The organism is Peribacillus sp. P4_D6, from assembly GCF_056401795.1.
The window spans coordinates 1-20962 of the sequence record NZ_JBFUIQ010000048.1 but is presented as its reverse complement, the minus strand read 5'-3'; the positions used below and the strand labels follow the sequence as shown (position 1 = coordinate 20962).

Annotated in this window: 13 protein-coding genes and 3 pseudogenes; 2 read left to right on the top strand and 14 right to left on the bottom strand. The window is 34.9% G+C overall.

The features are described 5' to 3' along the window. Nucleotides 1-56: 56 nt before the first annotated feature. The 12 genes and pseudogenes from pruA to AC1DVB_RS15275 form a co-directional block, all read right to left on the bottom strand. A pseudogene (gene pruA, locus AC1DVB_RS15330) lies at nt 57-1606 on the bottom strand (L-glutamate gamma-semialdehyde dehydrogenase). A 113-nt stretch (nt 1607-1719) separates the two neighbouring features. After that, the gene (locus tag AC1DVB_RS15325) at nt 1720-2832 is read right to left on the bottom strand and encodes an aminotransferase class I/II-fold pyridoxal phosphate-dependent enzyme (RefSeq protein ID WP_427524613.1); all 1113 of its coding nucleotides are present in this window, start codon (nt 2830-2832) and stop codon (nt 1720-1722) included. A gap of 486 nt (nt 2833-3318) precedes the next feature. Beyond that, nucleotides 3319-3393 (bottom strand): annotated as a pseudogene (locus tag AC1DVB_RS15320) (recombinase family protein); the annotation flags it as partial. Between the two features lie 558 nt (nt 3394-3951). Then, nucleotides 3952-4248: a hypothetical protein gene (locus AC1DVB_RS15315; protein WP_477589858.1), complete on the bottom strand. Its 297-nt coding sequence runs from the start codon at nt 4246-4248 to the stop codon at nt 3952-3954. Next, nucleotides 4220-4432 carry a PLP-dependent transferase gene (locus tag AC1DVB_RS15310; protein ID WP_477589856.1) on the bottom strand — a complete coding sequence of 71 codons (213 nt, stop codon included), beginning with the start codon at nt 4430-4432 and terminating at the stop codon, nt 4220-4222. The genes AC1DVB_RS15315 and AC1DVB_RS15310 overlap by 29 nt, the downstream gene beginning before the upstream one ends. 143 nt (nt 4433-4575) lie before the next feature. Continuing rightward, complete coding sequence (locus tag AC1DVB_RS15305; protein WP_477589854.1) at nt 4576-6012, bottom strand: amino acid permease; 1437 nt, start codon at nt 6010-6012, stop codon at nt 4576-4578. Nucleotides 6013-7142: 1130 nt separating this feature from the next. Next, nucleotides 7143-8588 carry a MocR-like pyridoxine biosynthesis transcription factor PdxR gene (pdxR, locus tag AC1DVB_RS15300; protein ID WP_477589852.1) on the bottom strand — a complete coding sequence of 482 codons (1446 nt, stop codon included), beginning with the start codon at nt 8586-8588 and terminating at the stop codon, nt 7143-7145. 668 nt (nt 8589-9256) lie between these two features. Continuing rightward, the gene (locus AC1DVB_RS15295; RefSeq protein ID WP_477589851.1) at nt 9257-10594 is read right to left on the bottom strand and encodes an HAD family hydrolase; all 1338 of its coding nucleotides are present in this window, start codon (nt 10592-10594) and stop codon (nt 9257-9259) included. Nucleotides 10595-11019: 425 nt separating this feature from the next. Then, a complete protein-coding gene (locus tag AC1DVB_RS15290; RefSeq protein WP_477589870.1) occupies nt 11020-11106 on the bottom strand; it encodes a DDE-type integrase/transposase/recombinase in 87 nt (28 codons plus the stop codon). 175 nt (nt 11107-11281) lie between these two features. Then, on the bottom strand, nt 11282-11725 hold the full coding sequence (locus AC1DVB_RS15285) for a MarR family winged helix-turn-helix transcriptional regulator (protein WP_477589849.1): 444 nt from the start codon (nt 11723-11725) through the stop codon (nt 11282-11284). A gap of 472 nt (nt 11726-12197) precedes the next feature. Next, nucleotides 12198-13322, bottom strand: a complete 1125-nt coding sequence (locus AC1DVB_RS15280; protein WP_477589847.1) for an aminotransferase — start codon at nt 13320-13322, stop codon at nt 12198-12200. A gap of 23 nt (nt 13323-13345) precedes the next feature. Beyond that, nucleotides 13346-14401 carry an ornithine cyclodeaminase family protein gene (locus AC1DVB_RS15275; RefSeq protein WP_477589845.1) on the bottom strand — a complete coding sequence of 352 codons (1056 nt, stop codon included), beginning with the start codon at nt 14399-14401 and terminating at the stop codon, nt 13346-13348. 739 nt (nt 14402-15140) lie between these two features. Here AC1DVB_RS15275 and AC1DVB_RS15270 point away from each other — a divergent pair. Further along, the gene (locus AC1DVB_RS15270) at nt 15141-16094 is read left to right on the top strand and encodes a LysR family transcriptional regulator (protein WP_477589843.1); all 954 of its coding nucleotides are present in this window, start codon (nt 15141-15143) and stop codon (nt 16092-16094) included. Between the two features lie 146 nt (nt 16095-16240). Here AC1DVB_RS15270 and AC1DVB_RS15265 read toward each other — a convergent pair whose 3' ends face one another. After that, nucleotides 16241-17395 (bottom strand): M20 metallopeptidase family protein, encoded by a 1155-nt coding sequence (locus AC1DVB_RS15265; protein ID WP_477589841.1) that lies wholly within the window; start codon nt 17393-17395, stop codon nt 16241-16243. A 343-nt stretch (nt 17396-17738) separates the two neighbouring features. Here AC1DVB_RS15265 and AC1DVB_RS15260 point away from each other — a divergent pair, with 343 nt between their 5' ends. Next, on the top strand, nt 17739-19163 hold the full coding sequence (locus AC1DVB_RS15260) for a YfcC family protein (RefSeq protein ID WP_477589839.1): 1425 nt from the start codon (nt 17739-17741) through the stop codon (nt 19161-19163). Between the two features lie 537 nt (nt 19164-19700). Here AC1DVB_RS15260 and AC1DVB_RS15255 read toward each other — a convergent pair. Next, a pseudogene (locus AC1DVB_RS15255) lies at nt 19701-20957 on the bottom strand (flotillin family protein); the annotation flags it as partial. Between the last annotated feature and the right edge of the window lie 5 nt (nt 20958-20962).

Here is a 20962-nt window from a genome sequence, read left to right as displayed (position 1 = left end):
GAAATCCCAAAACTTACCTTAGTTTATAAAGCTATATTAATCCCTAGATAAAAATTTTAAAATGTTTCTGATGTTGTCTTTGCCTGCATATGAAGAAGTAAATAATCTGGTCCACCTGCTTTTGAATTTGTTCCCGACATATTAAATCCTCCAAATGGCTGATACCCAACGATTGCTCCAGTACAACCTCTATTGAAATATAGATTTCCAACATGAAACTCTTCACGAGCACGTTCGATATGTTCACGATTTTTTGTTAACAATGCTCCAGTTAATCCGTAATCTGTGTTGTTGACAATCTCCATCATATGATCAAAATTTCGTGCTTTCGAAAATGCCACGACAGGTCCGAAAATTTCCTCTTGCATCAAACGAGCATTTTCATCTACATCTGCAAAGATTGTTGGCTGAATAAAATACCCTGTAGAGTCATCACCTTCTCCACCAGCAACTAAACGGCCTTCTTCTTTTCCAAGCTCGATATAAGACATGATTTTTTTATAAGAGTCTTTGTGAATAACTGGTCCCATATAAGTAGAAACCTCTTCTGGATCGCCTACAGTTAATGCTTTTGTTAAGGCAACGGCTTTATTTAGCACTTCATCATATACGTCTTGATGAATAACGACACGCGAGCCAGCCGAACATTTTTGTCCTGAGAATCCAAATGCAGAAGACACGATAGAAGATGCTGCTAAATCAAGGTCTGCGTCTTTATCCACAGCCACTGTATCTTTCCCCCCCCCATTTCAGCAATGACACGTTTGAGCCATTTTTGACCTGGTTGGACCTTCGCAGCTTTTTCATAAATACGACACCCGACTTCTCGAGAACCCGTAAATGAAACGAAACGTGTTTGAGGAAGCTCCACCAAATAATCCCCGACTTCAGAGCCCCTACATGGAACGAAGTTTAATACACCCTGAGGTAACCCTGCTTCCTCCATTACTTCTACAAATTTCGCCGCAATGACAGGTGTGGCTTCAGCCGGTTTTAATAAAATAGTATTTCCCGTTACTATTGCAGCTGTAGCTGTACCTGCCATAATAGCAAGTGGGAAATTAAATGGAGAAATAATAATACCAACTCCAAGAGGAACATAATTATACTGATTATATTCACCATCGCGGCTTTTAACAGGTACACCGTCTTTTAATTGAATCACTTGACGTGCATAGTATTCTAAGAAGTCAATTGCTTCTGCTGTATCAGCGTCAGCTTCATTCCAAGGCTTTCCTGCTTCTTTTACCAGATAACTAGAAAATTCATGTTTTCTGCAACGCATAATAGCTGCCGCACGGAATAGAATATTTGCCCGATGTTCTGAGCTCCATTTTTTCCAGGATTCAAAAGCATTTGATGCAGATTGCATTGCATGCTCAATCAACTCTTTATTAGCTAATGAAATACTACCGATAACTTCTTTCGTATTAGCAGGATTCATTGAAAATGTTTTTTCCTCTGTTTCAATGCGTTCTGCATTGATAATTAATGGGTAATGCTTGCCAAGCTGTGTGTTTACATAGGCTAGTGAGTCTTGAAATTCTTTTTTGTTGGTATCTAATTAAAAATTGGAAAATGGTTCATGAGAGTATTGTAATACCATAAATATTCCTCCTAGTTATATACATGGTTGTATTTTGTAAAACTTTTATAGATTCTTAAACAAATAAGAATCTCTAAAAGTTAAAATTCGGGAGTTATTTTAGATAATATTTTTTAGTTTTTCTTTAATTCTTCGATAGTTTTGATAATACTATCTAATCCACCTTTTAATTGCTCTACAGTAGGCCAAGCGTATCCAATTCTAAAATGTCTATCACTCATTTCAAACCATCTACCTGCACCCACTAAAGTTCCATATTTTTCAAAAAGAACCTTATAGAATTCGTTTGTATCAATATCAATATCTAATTTTATTCTCGGAAAACAGATTACCCCGCCTTTTGGTTCAACCCATTCAAGATATTTTTGTTCTTCCATCCATTCTTTGACGATATTAAATTTTAATAAATTATCTTCTCTAGTACTTTCTAAGAACTTTTCTCTGTTTTTAAAAACATGATAAGCAATTTCTTCATCAAAAACAGAATTACATATAGATATTTGCTCTTTAGTTGCCAAGAATGCTTCTTTTAAATTACTGTCTTGAGTGGCAAGCCATCCCATTCTGATTCCTGGTAAACCATAAGCTTTTGATAACGATTCAACGCTAATTACTTTTGAGCTAAGGGATGCAGCAGTTGGCAATTTTTCTCCTAATGTTAAATCTCTGTATGTTTCATCAACTACTAAATAGCAATTATGCTCTTCGGCAATTTCAATAATTTTATTTAGCTTATCTTCAGAAATCATTACTCCTGTTGGGTTATGTGGATATGTAATACTTATTAGCTTTGTTTCCGGTGTAATTCGGCTCCTTAGCTCTTCTATATCCACATCAAAATTATTTTCAAATGTAAGATTTAGTAAATTAGTAGTGATTCCTAAAGACCGTGGAACCTCTATGTTAGTAGCGTAATTCGGCTTTACTACCAATATGTGGTCTCCCGGCATAAGAAGTGTAGAATGAATAATAAATAATGCTGCACAAGCTCCATTAGTAATTAACACCTGATTTGCATCCATATTGTAGTGTTCTTTTGCAATTATTTCTCTTAATTCTTTTTTTCCACTGTGATCACCATAAAATATAGTGAGATTATCAAACGTAAAATTTAAATCTTCATAGCGAAGATCGGCAATTGAACTCTCCGACAAATTATACTTGATGTTTTCGTATCCAAGTTCTTCAGGTGATTCTTTTTCAATAGTCATTCTTTTAAACCACATAGTAATCTCTCCCTTAAATTAAATAATCTGAATTTCCACTCTACCTAGGTAGATAGCATAGATAAAGTGAAGTAATGCTTTTTAAATCTTGATGCTTACAATTTATATTTAAACACATATTGTACTAATGAAAAGATACAGTTTGGGTTAGTTGAAATAGGACAGAATGATATTCAAATGAATCTATTACATCCATTTCTTTATTGAAATAAATATATATTCTATTAAATCATACTCATAATAATCCTTTTAAAATAACTAATAAAAAGGAATGTGTTTTATTTTAAATAGGGTCATTAATAATTTCCATTAATTCAATTTCAACAGTTCAGCAATAATATCAGAACTACTTGACATGAACAAAATAATTGCCAATCATAAAAAGAATTACAACAACAAGTTAACTGAACCAGGTATATTTTTTCTCCCGCAATATTAGTGGCAAAACAGATAATTGATCAAAGTCTAATCTTTTGTCGAGTTTCTTCTATTAATAAGGCCCTTTTCTTTCATGGCTTGAAGTTGTCGTCCTTCATTTTGATCTTTGCTGCTAACTCGTATTTATCCGAATTTACGAACATCCATTTTTTCACTCCTTCTTCTACTTTTCTCTCTCTTATTCTTTCAAAAGCGTTCGTAAAGTGTTTTTAAACTTTAACGAACGTTAAAACAAGAGAAGTTTATAAAAATACCCGTCCGTAAAAGTGTACTTTTACGGACGGGTTAGTTTGTATAAAAATAGTCCAATTTGCTTTCCGAAACTCGCGTGATAACAATAGACAAGGATCTAGCTTACTCTGTAGCTATTCCAGAGTTAACAGAAGTGAACTTTATTTATTAGTAGACATTCAGTGTACTGGTTTAGCTGACACCCGTCAGAAAGTGATTACATAATTCCTGCAAGTGGATCCGTTACAGGGATTGCTTCGGGCGCAACACTCGCCTCCACCTTATCCCCTTCTTTTCATTAGGCCAATCAGCTTCCAATGCTTTCCTTGTGCCTTTGCCCACTCAATATCTTATGGAGTAAAACTGCTGATTCCCTCACATGACACTTGATCTCGTTTTAATGGAATATTCATGTCCACATTGGCTTAAATAACAACCTTGTATTGGGCATCATATCCTTTTCCCGTGTCTTTTACAGACCTTTAATGCCTGATTTAAATCTAATCCTTCCGGATGATAAAGAGACCCTTTCATAGGATCAGAAATCGCCACAATCCTGCCATCAAACCCAATGCTACTTTGTAACGCTTTACCTTTATCTCTCGGAATTCCAGTTAATCCCTGGGCAACAATTCCAAATCCAAGTAATGCAATACGAAGTGTCATAATGCTTATTTCTAAAATGGACAGGCAGCCTAAAGTCTGCCCGAATGTATTTTTATTTAGATACTTGCATATTGGATTCAAGATGTGCTAACACTTGTTCCAATTCAGCAATGAGATCATCCGCATCTTCAATACCACAAGAAAGACGAACCAACCCTTCTGGAATTCCCATTCGGGAGGTAATACAAATGATCTTTATGTAAGTAAATCCAAAGATAACAAAACAGCCAAGCACTTTTTCGAAAAGTCCTTGGCTGTTTGTCACTCCACAATACCACGGTGCTTAAGTAACGATTAACTTCACCATCTCTTCAACCATTGAACAATTAAAAGAGAAAAGGATTACGCCTGTAGACGTTAATATTAGAGAAAAATTTCCCTAAGACAAATATAATTTTTTTCCTCCCTTTAGCTTATTTCATTTATTTTTTCAATAGAATCATTAAGATTATCTTTCTGTAAAGCTTCTTTTTTCTTTTCAATCCGAAGCTTATAATATAAATAGCAGATTACCATGAATGGAATACTACAATATAAACCCATACGTTGGTCCGGATCAAACGCCAAGCTAACTAGGACAGTAAGATTAAGAAGTAGGGCAAGTAATGGTAAGTAAGGATACAAAGGTGTTTTAAATTTCAATTCTTCTAGAGTCCCTCCTTTGGCTAAATACTGTTTCCGAAACGCAATCTGTGAGGCAGTAATGGCAATCCAGCTAACTATTGTCCCTAAACCTGCGGTGGAAATTAGCCATAGGAAAACCGTATTTTCTGCCACTAGGCCTGATAGTAGGGAAAGTGATGAGATGCTCATCGTCAGAAGCAGTGCGTTCATTGGCACTCCTTTCTTATTAAGTTTACCTAATTTTGAAACAGCCATGTTGTCTTGGGATAACGACCAAAGCATCCGAGTTGACGCATATACGCCAGAATTAGCAACAGATAGTAATGCTGTCAGAATAACAAAGTTCATAATATCCGATGCATAAGGAATTCCAATCTTATCAAATACTACAACGAAGGGACTCTGAATCACACCGGCTTCACTAGAAGGTATTATTCCTGATAAGACAAATATTGCAAGTACATAAAAGAAAAGTGTTCTCCACACTATAGCTCGAATTGATTTCGGAATGTTTTTTTCTGGATCTTCACTTTCCCCAGCTGCAATCCCAATTAACTCAGTTCCTTGAAATGCAAAGCTTACTGTAATCATTGTCATTAGAAAACCCGCAACTCCATTAGGTAACAAGCGAGATGTTGTAAAGTTAGAAAATAATGGTGCCTCCTGGCCATCCTTCATATCAATTAGACCGAACATAGCTGCTCCTCCGAGGATAACAAACAAAACAATAGCACTCACTTTTATGCTTGCAAACCAAAATTCTGTTTCAGCAAATGTTCGAGTAGAGAGCATATTTACCAAAAATAAAGCGCTTCCAAAAATTAAGCACCACATCCACACTGGAGAATCTGGAAACCACCGTTTCATCAATACTCCAGCTGATAGTAACTCCAATGCAATGGTTACAGCCCAACCCAACCAATAATTCCAGCCAACAGTAAATCCGATTGCTGGGCTAATGAAGCGAGAAGTGTAAACCTGGAAGGATCCAGCGACCGGCATTGCTACAGACAATTCACCTAGACAAAGCATCGTTAGATACATAATTAATCCACCTACCAAGTAGGCAAGTATTGCACCAATTGGTCCAGCTTGACTAACGGTATATCCAGAGCCGAGAAAGAGTCCAGTCCCGATAATTCCCCCTAGGGAAATCATGAACAAGTGCCTACCTTTCATGGTACGATTCAGTTCCATCTGTTGGTTATTATTTTTTATCATACAGCGCCTCCAAAATTAAGAATAACTACTTAAATTAAAGTTAACTAATATGGTTTGTCTTCATGTAACTATTTTTACACGCTCTTTTTATTTATTGATTATTGCAAGTTAATATAATCCTAGTATTAATTGACCTTGTAAATATTATTGAGATTTCAATCTCTTACAAGCTACGACTAACATCTCAATAGGCTTCGTCTACTACTAGATAGTAGCAATCTTGCTTTTGAGCAATTTCAATAATTTCATTCAGTTTAGCCACGGGAATTATTACTCCTGGTGGATACTTCAACTTCATAGTTATTCTCATACACGAGTTTCAATAAATTGGTGGTGATTCCTAAAGATCTGGGAACTTCAATGTTTATAGCATAGTTCGGCTTTACGTATGTGGTCACCCACCCCGCATAAGAAAAGTTGAGTGAATAATAAACAGTACTGCGCAGGCTCCGTGTATGATGAATTCCTTGAGTTCTTTTTTGGACATGATTACCATAAAATATGGTGAGGTTTTCAAAGGTAAAATTTAAGCCTGTGAAACGGCAGTCGGTGATTGAATACTTCAACGAATGATACTTTATTTTTGGGCATGCCAGCTCTTCAGGCAATTTCTGTTCATAGTCTTTCTCTTAATCTACATACGCATCTCTCCTTTAATTCAAATGATGACTTTACCTTATACTACCCGGAACTCTATTAAAGAGAAAAGGTAGATAGGATGCAGTTAGGTTCATTAACCATCAGAATGGTAATATTTATATTTAAACAGATATCTTACTATTGAAAAGATACAGTTTCCCTCTTGATAAATAGGACAAAATGGATTTTAATAATTGCAGATAACATTTGAAAAGTGATAGGCACTTTAGAATTGGGTATGCTTGGTCCACGGTAGGGCAACTAAAAGGCCGAAGAAAGTATAATTAAAACCATTGAAGAACTAACAAAATAGATTTTTGGATCCTAATTTTCGAGTCTCCATAGTTAACTATGGAGACTCGAGATTTTACATAAAGTTCTTTCCCTATCTCAAAGAATTTCATCTTATATTACTGTAAAGTCAGCCTCTTTGAATATCAGGTTATTTCATTAGAAGTTATATGATAATTTTTTTTATGCGTATAATTAAATTATAGATTTTCATTAATAATTGAAGCTATTAATTGAACACCCTCTTCGATGTCTTCTTCATTGATCCCACCAAAACCTATTAAAAAATCAGGACGTTCTCTTCCGATGGGGTTTATCCAATAACTTGCTGTTGAATATAAACCTATTCCAAGTTGATTAGCCTTTTCTATAATGCTTGATGCATGAACATTTAAGTTAGGAACTTCTATAACAACATGTAACCCCGCTCCTGCACCTTTAACAACTATTTGGTTTGATAAGTACTTATGCAATGCGTGTAGTAGCTTTTCCTGTTTACTCGCATAAAGTTTGCGCATTTTTTTTAGGTGTCTTGCCCAATGTCCATCTTTCATAAATATAATTAATGCTTCCTGTTGTATTTGCGAAACATTTGAATTATATAATGAAAATGTTTCCTTCCATATATTAAGCAAACGATATGGTAATACCATATAAGCCATACAAAATGAAGGAGCTAAGGACTTCGAAAATGTTCCCAAATATATTACCCTGTCATTCGTATCTAATCCTTGTAGGGAAGGAATAGGGTGCCCGTGAAAGCGGAATTCCCCATCATAGTCATCCTCTAATATAAAACCATCAATCTCATTAGCCCACTTTAACAGCTGTAGTCTTTTTTTTATCGGTAGGGTCATCCCAAACGGAAATTGATGTGAAGGTGTAATGAATACACACCGGGCATCACTTTCTTGTATCTTATTTACTTCTATCCCATCTTCCTCTAAAGGAATCGGTATTATTTCATACCCTGCATTTTGAAATACAATTCGGGCAGCATCATATCCAGGATCTTCAAATGCAATCTTCTTCCCATATTGATTAAGAAGTAATGTTAACATAGATAATATATTTTGAGTGCCTGAACCAATCACAACCTGATCAGCATTGCAACGTACACCTCGGGATTGATATAAAAAACGAACCAATTCTTCACGTAACAGAAGTTCTCCTTGAGGATCACCGTAATATTGCGAATTTGTCATACCCATGCTTAGTGATTTAGTTAATGCTCTACGCCAAAGTGGACCTGGAAAATGTTGTGCGTCGATCTTTCCATAGCGAAAATCATAAATTATATCCACCTCTGGCATGGTGCTACTATATTTACATTCAGGTAATATTTGTGGCTTCGAGAGGTCTATGGAATTTTTAACTTGCTTAATTAATTCCGGTTCTAAATCACAAACATACCATCCACTTTTTTCGCGACTAGTAATATAGCCTTCAGCTTGTAATTGTCTATAAGCGTTCTCTACAGTATTTTTATTGATTGTTAAACGTTGAGCTAGCTTACGAATGGAAGGCAATTTAGTTCCTTTTTCTAATCTATTTTCTTCAATTTCAAGTCGCAAGTAACTATAGATTTGTACATAAATAGGGTTATTTCGAGTATCGACTATATTTATTAATGGTGTAAGATCCATATAATAACACCTCAATCTTTCCAGTTTTAATTTCCTTCAAAGAAATAGTTTCTAATAGAGGTTTATTATCATAGTTAAGTGAATATTTTTATCGCTATTTCATGTTTTTAAAAGCAAGACGGGCCTGACATTATAATTTTAACGTGAGATTTGTACGCGCTTATCCATGACCCCAAGAACTTATTGTGGATTGGTTTCATTGATATGAGACTATATAGATAAAAGAGTACTGCGTCATCTCAAGCAAACAAAAGAAGACGATGAAACCTATATCATTTTTTCAAAAAAATCCTTGGATTTTAAAATATCTACAATGGCTTTAGATTTTGATAAAACATCTAACGAATTTTTAGTCATTGAGCAATTAAAAGAGAAAAAGATAATGCCTAATGGCGTTAAAATCAATCGAATACGGCACCTTAACAATTTAGCTGAATAAATCATCGTTTTTACCCCAAAACGTGGCACGTTCTTTGTTGGGAACCAAGCAGTATGAAACATCCACTTCTGGAAATTGTAACCAGGCGTATAAAAAAAGGACAATTGCACCAACTCAGGTGTAATTGTCCAATATAAAGTCAAATTCACACATGAACTATTTGGAATATCATCTAGGTTACATCCATCAATTCTGTTTTTGCACCATAACCTTATTTTTTCATTACTTTCTATTTTAATTCTTGATTTAAGAGAACCTCTTTATTGGTTCCTAATTCGATTGTAGATTCTGACGGTATCCATAAACCAGTATTTTCATTTACACCTTGTAGGACAAATTTTGGATTTGCTTTACCCATTTGTTCTACAGCTTTTTTAGAAACTTTACCAAAATCACCACTACTTAAATGATTGACAATCATTCCAAGCTTTATCCCATTTAATTCAGTGAAATTACCATAGTCGGAATTACTATCTCCTGCTATAAATATAGGGTCTTTACCACCTTTTTTAATTGCAATTTTGCTTCTAATGAGATCTGGTTTCCCCTCACGATAAGTAAATGGATAACCATTTTTGTACATTGGTTCAAATTGTTTTTGATCATTTTTTTCCAATCTTAAGCCGAATACGTGATTTTTTGGAATGTTATACCCAAATTCTGGACTTGAAGCAATAGCCTCTACAACAGGTTCAAATCCGGCAGACACCACATAAACATCAATCTTATTACTTTTGAAAGTATGCATTAGATTTGAAATTTCAGGTGCTAATCTCATACCATCTGTATAAGATATACTTACTACCCCAGTATCTCCCTTCATGGATACAGGGCTAGTCAGGTTAACATCTGTAATCCCTACCTGTAAGCTATGACGATGTGAATTTATCGCTAATTTAGATACTTCAGATTTTGTCATATTTGCAACAAAGAAAATCTCCCATGGGTAAGCAACTTCTGCTCCGTATGTTTCATTAATAGCTTGATAAAGGAAATACAATTTTATTTTAAAATCTTTAAATTCGTTTGTTTGATGAATTTTCTCTAATGGTTGATTACCTTTAAGTCCACTATAATGATTATATAGATACTTATAATCTCTGTTTAAATCCCTGGTAATTTTTTCTAATGTAATTTGCTCTCCGTTATTATTTTTTACCTCTCCCGAAAAAGGACCATTTGGCACAGTTAATTTAATAACCTTGGCAAATTCACTCGGAGTTAATTTATACGCTAACTGATCTATTTGATAGATAAAAAATTTATCCGTTACATCATTTATTATACTAGTGTCATCCCAGTCGAAGACGGCATAAGGTGCGTTATTCGAATTGTATTTCGGACCATTTTCCCCATAATTGTTAATCAATTGTTGAACCGAATTATAAGTATTAGGTGCCCACTTTCCCTTGTCTAACACTTGAACAGCCGTTCCTTTTTCATCGTTATCCTTTCCTTTTGCAGATACATGTTTTTTAGGTGTAGATACTGCCATACTAATTATTGCTAACAACATAACAATTGTAGTTAATAGAGTTATAACATTTCTTAATTTTATAAGAGACATAGATATACATTCTCCTTAATAAATTAGTATCTTTGTAATTTAAATATTAAATTTGTTTTTCAACCATGAGTTATGATGCTACTCCAAATAATATTAATTCAATCTCTGGTTGGACTGACTCCCCCTTGATGAAATTGTCCTTTTTCAGCATATACATCACCGCCAATCCACAGATGATCTGTTTGGCTGTTCAAAACTGTTTTGAATCCTCATACTATCATGAAATAAGACTTGCCTCTTAAAAATCCGGTGATCTTGCTTCACTATTTATTCAAATATTTCTGTTGTCTAAGTTGCATCCTTCTGGTTTGCTTTCCACTATTTTTAAACCTGATTATTATCGACCGGAATGAGTCAAGGTTTAGATAAATTAAAGACCGCAAAGCTTTCTTGAAGAAGTGCTTGCAGCCTTTTTGTCACTAGTTTTACTGAAAATAAAGCTTTGAATCCACTGCAAGATACAGATACATCCATTGACCTTTTACTTTGAAATACGTTTCATCGACGTTCAAGGAGTCATTACTTATGATTACGCCCGTACTCTTTCATCTAATTCAGGTTCATTTTGATGAACCCACGCATAATGTTTTGTGAGCCATCGATAAGCCGCGTTCTTCCATCGTCACCACTAATATACGAAAGCTAAAGTAGTACCGCAGATACCATCTCTATGTTCACAAAATTATGTCAGCCAGAACCCTTTTTTATATGCTGCCAATCAATTTCAATATTTCCTCTTATTCTTTGAATAAGACTTAAAACTAATTGCTGTTCTTCTATATTAATACTCTGTAGAGCTGATGCATTGAAGTGTTTCTCTTTTTTTTCTATCAGTTTATATAATTCTTTACCTTTTTCTGTAGGGAATAGTTTTTTTATTTTTCGGTTCTCCTTATCACCTACTTTTTTTATAAATTCATTTATTTCTAACTTTTTAATAGCGCGAGCTGCTGTAGTTCTGTCTACTTTAATCATTTCAGCTATCTTTTCTTGAATCATTCCAGGGTGTTCACAGATTTGAATGAGATACAAGTACTGTCCCCTAGAAAGTTGAAAATCTTTATATCCTATATTGCTGAGTGTATCTAAGCATCTTGCAATAACTTTAATCTCTTCAATAATTCTATCCATAATTCTTCCCCACTTATTTTTTCAAAATAGGAGTATAAGGAGCGTCATCTAGAATTGCTTCTCTCTTTTATCCAAAATAAGTATCTAATAAGACGTTTTTAATGCTAAATGTCTATGAAACTTGAGATTTTTTAATTCTGAAGTTCCTTTTAACAAGTTATTAGCTTATTGTCTTTTCATACTTTGCTAATTTTGCTAATGCTATATCAAGCTTAATACTTTATCGATTTGTTCTTTGGTAACTGTTAAAAGAGGAACCTTTGAATAACCTGTATTAGGATTAATAATTTCAATTTTAATCATTAATCCTAATACAGGAATACGCCTATTTTAGGCTTTTCTAATACCAAATAAATTCTTTTCTTTGTTTTATCTCAAGAGTTGCTAACGCATCTGACAAATCTAATGATTTTGGCCATTGCACAAATTAAACTAATATTTTAAATTTCTTTATAATAATTTCAAACCTAAATTATTTAAATGTTCGAAGGTATTCTGATACTTTTTGAAGCCCCTGTTCTAATACTTCCGTTTTGCAGGCGTAACCGATTCGAACATGACTTTCAATATCAAAACAAGAACCAGGCGTGAGGAATGCACCGTTTGCTTTGAAGAGACCAATACAAAAATCTTCTGAAGAAACGGGGAGATCATATTTAAGCATAGCAGTTGTACCAGCACGTGGTTTAACATATGAAATTAAAGGTTCTTTTTCTACCCATGCGTCTAAAATAGTTAAATTTTCTTTAATAATTTTACGATTTCGATCTAAAATTTTGTCATAATTCTTCAATGCATGGACTGCCAAAATATCATCTAACATACCACAACTTATTGTTGTATAATCACGATGTCTAAAACACTCGTAAATTACTTCTTTTGGTCCAGCTATCCACCCAAGACGTAAACCCGCTAATGAGAGCACTTTTGACATACTAGATGTACTTATACCTTTTTCGTATAAATCTACAATAGATGGAACTACTAAATCGTCTTCTTGTAATAACTTACGATATACTTCATCACAAAGGATATAAGCATCATAAGAACGAGCAATCTCTACAATCTCTTCAAGCATTTCTTTTTCGATAATAGCGCCTGATGGATTGTTTGGATTATTAATTATTATCATTTTTGTTTTTTCATTTACTAAGGATTTCAACTCATTTAAATCCGGTAAATAATTATTTTCTTCTCGTAAAGGTAATAAGTCTACAGTTGCGCCAAATGATGTAGGAACTTCATATAATTGTTGATACGTCGGATGGACAGCAACTACATGATCGCCTGGTTGGATAAGAGAATAAAGTAATAAAAAGTTTGCACCAATGGCACCATTTGTTACTAGTACATTATCAGCATCAAGAGATTGATACTGATTTGATACTAATGTTCTAAAGTCTAGAGAGCCCTCAATATGCCCATACGTTAATTTGTTCTTGCCCAAATCAACGAGAAATTTCTCTGGATCTGTTCCATCAATTGAGATTAATTCGTTTACTGTTAGCGACTCTACACAAGTCTCTGCAATATTGTACACAGCTTCCACTTCGTATTCATTCATCCATTGTTCTACTGCAAATGTTTTAATATTCATAATAAATCTCCTTTGTATATATATTAAAGTGTTGTAATAAGACCGAGTTTCTTTTCAGTTGCTTGTTCTAAAAGATAGTTAGCTGTTAATAAATCTTGTAAAGATATTCCCGTACTATCAAAAATCGTAATATCTTCATTAGAAACACGACCGGCAACTTTACCTAAAATCACACTTCCTATTTCATCCTCAATTTGAATGGTTGCAATAAGTCCTTTTTTATACGGAACTTCAGTCTCACCTACACTAATGGCTTGACCTACATCGTCTACAAACACTCTTGCGTTAACAAAAAGGTTTTCATCGATTTCTTGCTTCCCTTCCATATCTGCACCTATACATGATATATGCGTACCTGGTTTCACCCATTCTTTTTTAATTATAGGTTTACGAGCTGGAGTTGCGGTAATAATGATGTCAGCTTGTTCTGTTGCTTGTTGAATATCTTGTGTTGCTTCAAATGAAATGTTGATTCGTTGAAGCATATGATTATAAAATTCTTCTTCTAGATCTTTATAAGGAGCAAGAAGTTCCAATAATTTATCCTTTATCGATTCACAAAAATCATTAGCATGTTCAAAAGAATTAGCGTTGTAAACAGTTACTTTTTTGATATTCTCCATATTCATCAAGGTAGCTATAATTTGGAAAGGTCCTAAATGCCCTGAACCAACCAAAACGAGATGCTCTGAATCTTTTCTTGCCAAATATTTGGCTCCTATACCTCCAGCAGCTCCAGTGCGCATCATAGTAATAAACTCACCACTCATGATGCCTAGAGGGGCTCCTGTACGACTATCCAGCACTAGAACTGTCCCTACAACGGCCGGAAGGTTTTTAGAAGGATTGTCCCCAAACCATGAAACTAATTTTAAGCCAAAGATATTTGCACCTACTAATTCTCCTGACTTAATATCCATATCTGCTTTACCTGGTTCAAACTCATGAAATACCATCGGAAATAAAGAAGCCTCGTCTTTCTCCTTCAACGTATAGGCTCTTTCGACCAACTCTATTACAGTTCTCATGTCTAATAACTCTTTAATATTTTCTTGATTTAAAACTCTAAATGGGAACAATATTATTCCTCCTTTAATTTTTTTTTCTTCAAAGCAGTTGCCACTACTAAGTTCCAATTAAATCTATCACAGCATAAACAAACGGAAAAATTAATTAATTTAATAGTATCTATTAAAAAAACTTAGTGATTAAGCATTCCTTATAAAAAAGGCCCAGCATATTCTTATTGAATATACATGAGCCTCTTGTTCCTTATAATTAACCATTTATTTTTTGATGAAATGCATTAATGCAGTCATTCAAAGTAAAGGAACCCCCGCAACGAAAAGATTTATGAAGATTCTGAATTAAACTGATTCTGTAATTTGGGACCTATAAATCTATAGTTAGCTAATATATAACCAAGAAACACACCTTGTACAGAAGTCGCCTTGCCATCGGATTCGTAGAAACAAAGCTGCACGTAGAAAGTTATTTCAATCATAATAAATAATAAAACTGTAAGAACGAGCAATTCAACTATAAGGAGTTATACCTGAACCCATTGTTTAAATAATTAAAATTTATTGTATCCCCGTTCAGTAAATGAGTTTATTTTTAACTAAATGACTGTAAACCTGACTATAAAGAGTTTAAACGACTCTAACATGATCCTAATTTAAATCATTCTTTTGATTTTCAATGTTAATCCTAACATTTTTGCCTTCATATTCATCTTCTGATAGTATGAATATCATCTAAATTGTGCCCGCAATAAATTTATCACAGGTTAAAATAGAGATAAAATGAATTAATTTAATGGTAACCATAGAAAAACTTAATACTGTTAAATGCAAAATTATATCTATTTTTTCAGGTATGAAAGGAAAAAGTATGGAGCTTAGAAACTTGAAAACTTTCCAGGTTGTTGCCCAACACCTGAATATGACAAAAGCAGCTAAAATTTTAGGATACACACAACCAACTATTACGCTACAAATTCAAGTATTAGAAAGAGAACTTGGTCATTCACTTTTTACACGCATTGGAAAAAATACTTTTTTAACTCCCGCAGGTAAAAAGTTACAAAAACATACAGATAAGTTATTTAATGTTGTGGAGGAATTAGAAAGAGACCTGGAGGAATTGAATGGTCCATCTGGAAGACTCTCTATTGCAGCATCTGAATATTATTGTAGTCACTACCTATCAATTTTGGTAAATGCCTATATAAACCTTCATCCACAAGTTAAATTAAAACTTATACCTTCCAATAGTCTGGACGTTATTGAAAAGATCCTTAGTAATGAAGCAGATATAGGAATTATTGCATGTGAATGTAACCATAAAGATATTGAAAGTCATGTTCTTGGTGAAGAAAGGGCAGTACTAGTAGTTGCTGCAGAAATTTTAAAAGATAACACTAAAGAAAAAATATTAGAAAAATATCCTTTTCTAGCATTTCATGGAAACTGTAGCTTTGATACACTAATTAATCAATGCTTTTCCGAGATGAATTATAGACCGGCGTCTATCATTGAATTCGGTGGAAGTGATGAAACCATTAGACGTGCTGTACTCAATCAAACAGGGATTGCTTTACTTGGGGAAAATGTCATTAAAGAAGAACTTGCCAACGGATTACTCGTTCCTTTACATTATTGTACTCAAACGATTGAAACATCTTTAATTTATTTAAAAACGCGAACAGAAGGAGCTACTATTAATTCCTTTAGTGACCTATTAAAAGATGCTTGGGTAGCTACAACATAGTAAAGAATGACCCTTGCTTTCTAACCATAGTAAACAAAAAGTCCTCTATAATATCATTTGATATTATTCAGGACTTTTTGTTTTGTTTACTACTGTTGAATATTCTTTAGTAAATACTATCTTTTCAACTAATGTTTCAAATCGGACTATTCTTCATAATTTAGTACAAGTCCTATGAATAAGTTTATTGCAGTCTCTAGAACGTCCTCATCTATGTCAAATTTGGGGTGATGATGTGGATAAGCGCTCTTTTCCCCTCCGGTTCCTACAAAAATAAAAGCCCCTTTTCTTTTTTCTAAATAACAAGAAAAGTCCTCCGATGCCATAGTAGGATCTACGTGAACTAAAACTTCTGTCCCAAACACTTTTTTGACTGTCTTTCCCACAAAATGGCTCATTTCTTTATCATTCATCACAGGAGATAATCCCCCGAACAATTCTAAACTTCCCTTCGCTCCAAAACTATTACAAATTCCTTCAATAACTTTCTTCATTTCACTACAAATATAATGTCTTGTATCATTTGATAAAGTTCGTATTGCCCCATACATGGATACCTTGGTAGGAATGATATTGTAAGAAGTTCCTGCTTCCATTTTCCCAACAGAAATAACAGCTGGATTCAATGGATCAATTCTTCTACTTATAATAGATTGAAGGGCTCCTATAATATGACTTGATATATAAACAGAATCTACTGTTTCATGAGGTGAAGCACCATGTCCCCCCATTCCTTCGATCGTTATACGGAAATCATCTACTGACGCCATCATCGCACCAGAGCGTATTCCAATCTTTCCCTTCTGAAGGGGTTGCCACAAGTGAATTCCAAAAATCATATCGACTTCATTTAATACCCCTTGTCGTATTAAAGATTCAGCACCACTAGGAGACATTTCTTCTGAGGATTGAAAAATAAAAACGATATTTGGTTTTACTTCCCTTTTATGTTCCGACAACCACTTGGCTACCGCCAATAACACGGCCATATGTCCATCATGTCCACAAACGTGAGAAACTCCAGGTTTTTGTGAAATATAACTTTTTTCACCCTCTTCTTCAACAGGGAGTGCATCCATGTCGGCTCTTAGGGCAATAGTTGTGCTACCTTCTGTACCTTTAAGATATCCTACTATGCTCGGAGGTTCATAATTTAATATTTCTATATTCAACTTGTCCAAAAGCTGTTTAATATATTTACGTGTTTCAAATTCTTCGCCAGATAATTCGGGATACTGATGAAAATATCTCCTATGTTCAATTGCCCATTTTGTTAATTTATTCAATTCAGCTGTGTCCATTTTTATTCCCCCTAGTAACTAATTTAAATTCCGATTCGCTTAAAATAGAATACTCGTTATTGTTAAATTGTATATAAATCGATGTAATACAACTAATTAAAAGGTTTTATGGTTGTAATTGAAGTTTCTTATAGTTAGTAAACAGCTTTAATTAAATTAGAACTTTAAGGAAAATCAATAAATTTACTGTTTCATTTATAAAACGAAAAAAACAATACTATTAATTTATCAAATTGTAACTATAGGATTTTTCAATTTGTTAAATAAACAGAATAATTCTAATATTTTAATAACAGATGAAACAAAAGTAATGTGATGAATTTAAAGAGAGGGAGGAAATAACTTGGTTCAATTACAACAGAAAATAGAAGAGGTGAAGAGTGAAAAAACAAATAGCAGCAAAACAATCAATGTATTTGTTTTGCTGCTATTCGTACTATTGGTTGCCACTATACTAACCCACATTATTCCGGCAGGAGAGTATGAAAGGGTTGAACAAAACGGACGTGAAATAGTAGATGCAGGATCCTTTACCAGAATAGATCAATCACCCGTTCAATTCTTTAGTTATTTCAAAGCCATACACACCGGGATGGTGGAAGCAGCCGATATCATCTTTTTTGTTTTTATTATTGGAGGTACCTTCGGAGTCCTTACAGCTACCGGTACAATCGAGACTTTAATGGTAGTTATGTCAAGAAAGTTCGCTAACAAGGAGAAATGGTTAATTCCCGTTATGATGTTATTCTTTGCATTGGGAGGGTCTCTTATGGGAATGGCTGAAGAAACCCTAGCCTATATTCCAATTCTTATTCCTCTTGCTATCGCTCTAGGATTTGATGTATTTACTGGAACAGCCATCGTATTAATAGGAGCTTCAATTGGTTTTACAACTGCAGTCATGAACCCTTTTACCGTTGGCATTGCCCAAGGAATCGCTGGCCTTCCACTTTTCTCTGGAATCACATATCGGATTTTATTATTTATTGTTATGTATGTAGTAGGGGTTGGATTTGTTTACAGACATGCCATGAAAGTCAAAAAAGACCGTTCTATTGGGTATTTTGGCGGTTATCAGGATATAAACTTAGAGCAAATACTGAACTCGCCTGTTATTTTTGAAAGAAGACATAAATGGGTTCTCTTTTGTTTTTTACTTAATTTCATCTTTTTAGCATTTGGTGTAATCAAATTTCATTGGTATATTACAGAAATTGCAGCTCTCTTTATTGTACTAGCAATTCTCATAGGTCTGGTCGGCAGACTTTCAGCAGATCAAATCGTTCATTCTTTTATGAAAGGTTCAGCGGGATTAATTACAGGAGCCCTAGTTATTGGAGTATCGAGAGCAATATTAATCGTTCTAGAACAAGGACATATCATCGATACGATTTTACATAATACTTCCTCTGTACTTCAACTTGTTCCTTCTGTTTTTAGTGCTGGAGGAATGTTTATACTCCAAGTTCTTATTCACTTTGTAGTTCCATCTGGAAGTGGACAAGCTGCTTTAACTATGCCAATTATGGGACCTTTGGCAGATTTAATCGGGGTTACTAGACAGACAACTGTACTTTCATTTTCCATAGCAGATGGAATTGGAAATATTATTTTTCCAACATCAGGATATTTCATGGCGGCTATAACCTTAGCAGGTATTCCTTGGGTACGTTGGGCAAAATGGGTCTGGCCACTGATTCTAATTCAATATGGAATAGGGATTATAGCTGTAATTATAGCTCATTTGATTAGGTACGGGCCTTTTTAACACACCTAGGATCAATTAACTCCTATTATTTTATATATAACATTTTTTATAAATTATCAAACTCTCAGAAAGCTTGATCCTAATAAGGATTGGGCTTTCTGTTTTAGATACATATTCGCATAGGTTAATAATAGTTAACTTTCTCCAAACCTACTCTCCAGAGGACTTAGCTGAGGTGAGAGTTGTAGCTAGTATTGCCCCGTCATCCTCAATGAGTATGAGAAACGACTTTGAAGATGGGAAAGTCCCCATTATAAAGGGCAGTCGGCTTTCTGTTTTCACTACAATACCAAACGGCAACAACTATGAATATTCAGTAGAGTTAACAGAATAAATGTCAAAGCACTTCAACAAAAAGAAGCAACAGATTGTATATCTGTTGCTTCTTTTTGTATGATTTGGCCCTATTGCTCTTAATGGTTAATTCTTCAATATTTTTCAGGTTATTTAAATTCTTTTTTTTCTTTTGCAGTACTTCTTATTCTAATACAACAACTTTAATTCATGTGATGAACAGTATTATTAACTTCTTCCCTGTTACTCTTCCTTGCCTGCTGCCATATTCATGTTCGCTTCGACATTCTCCTGGTTGATGGTGGTAAATGGTAAATTGCGCTTTCCCGAGAAATTCTCTTGCAAGTCTTTGACATCAATTCCCGAAGATGCTTTTAATGACTCCTGCAAGGTTGCCATTAAATCCGTTGCATATCCAGTCACTATATTAGCCCCGCCATTCGCACCGCTTCCACCTGTGTCCACTACAGTAATCTTGTCGATATTACTAAGCGGGCTTGCCACTTGTTTTGCATATTCCGGCAGCATTTTCAAAATCATGTCCATTACAGCGGCTTGCCCGAACTGTTCAAAAGCTTCAGCTATTTTCTGCTTGGCTTCTGCTTCTGCTTCTGCTACCCCTTTTAACCTGATGATTTCCGCTTCTGTCGTACCTTGTGCCCTTTGGGCGTCCGCTTTAGCAAGACCCGTCCATGCGAACGCGTTCCGCTTCCGCTTTTGCCATGGCTTCAATTTTATACTTATCGGCATCCGCTTCTGTAATCTGTTTCATCTTGTTGGCAGAGGCTGCCTGCTCTACCGCATATCGGTCGGCATCGGCCTTTTTCTTCACTTCTGAATCATATTGCTTTTCACGGCGAAGGATTTCTTTTTCCTCCAGCTCAATTTGCTTCTGCCGTTCGATGATCCTGATTTGCATTTCCTGTTCGGTTACATCCTGCTTAGATCTAGCCGTTTCAAGATCGTAAGCTTGGTCAGCTCGTGCTTTGGCAATATCCTGCTCGCGACGGAATTCCGCAACCTTTAGCTTATTGATTTTTTCGGCTTCCGCAATTTCTGTTGCCCTTTCAAGTTCAGCTCGCTGTGCTTCCTTCGATGCTTCGGCTCGCTTGATTCGCGTTTCTTTTTCTGCTTCTGCGGTAGCTATATCGGCATCCCTCTTATTCTTGGCTTACCGAGGGATTCAAGATATCCATTTTTGTCACGAACATCTTTTATTGTGAATGATACGATGATGAGTCCCATTTTAGCTAAATCCTGCAAGGCTACCCTCTGTACTTCCTGGGAAAACTTTTCACGGTTTTTATAAATTTCCACGACGGTCATCGAACCAAGGATGGAGCGAAGATGCCCCTCCAATACTTCCCGCGCTTCCTGTTCACGGTCATCTTTCGATTTACCAAGGAATTGCTCTGCAGCTGTGGCTATATCGGTGATTGAACCGCCAATCTTGATAATCGATACACCATCTGCCATGACCGGAACTCCCTGTTCTGTGTATTATC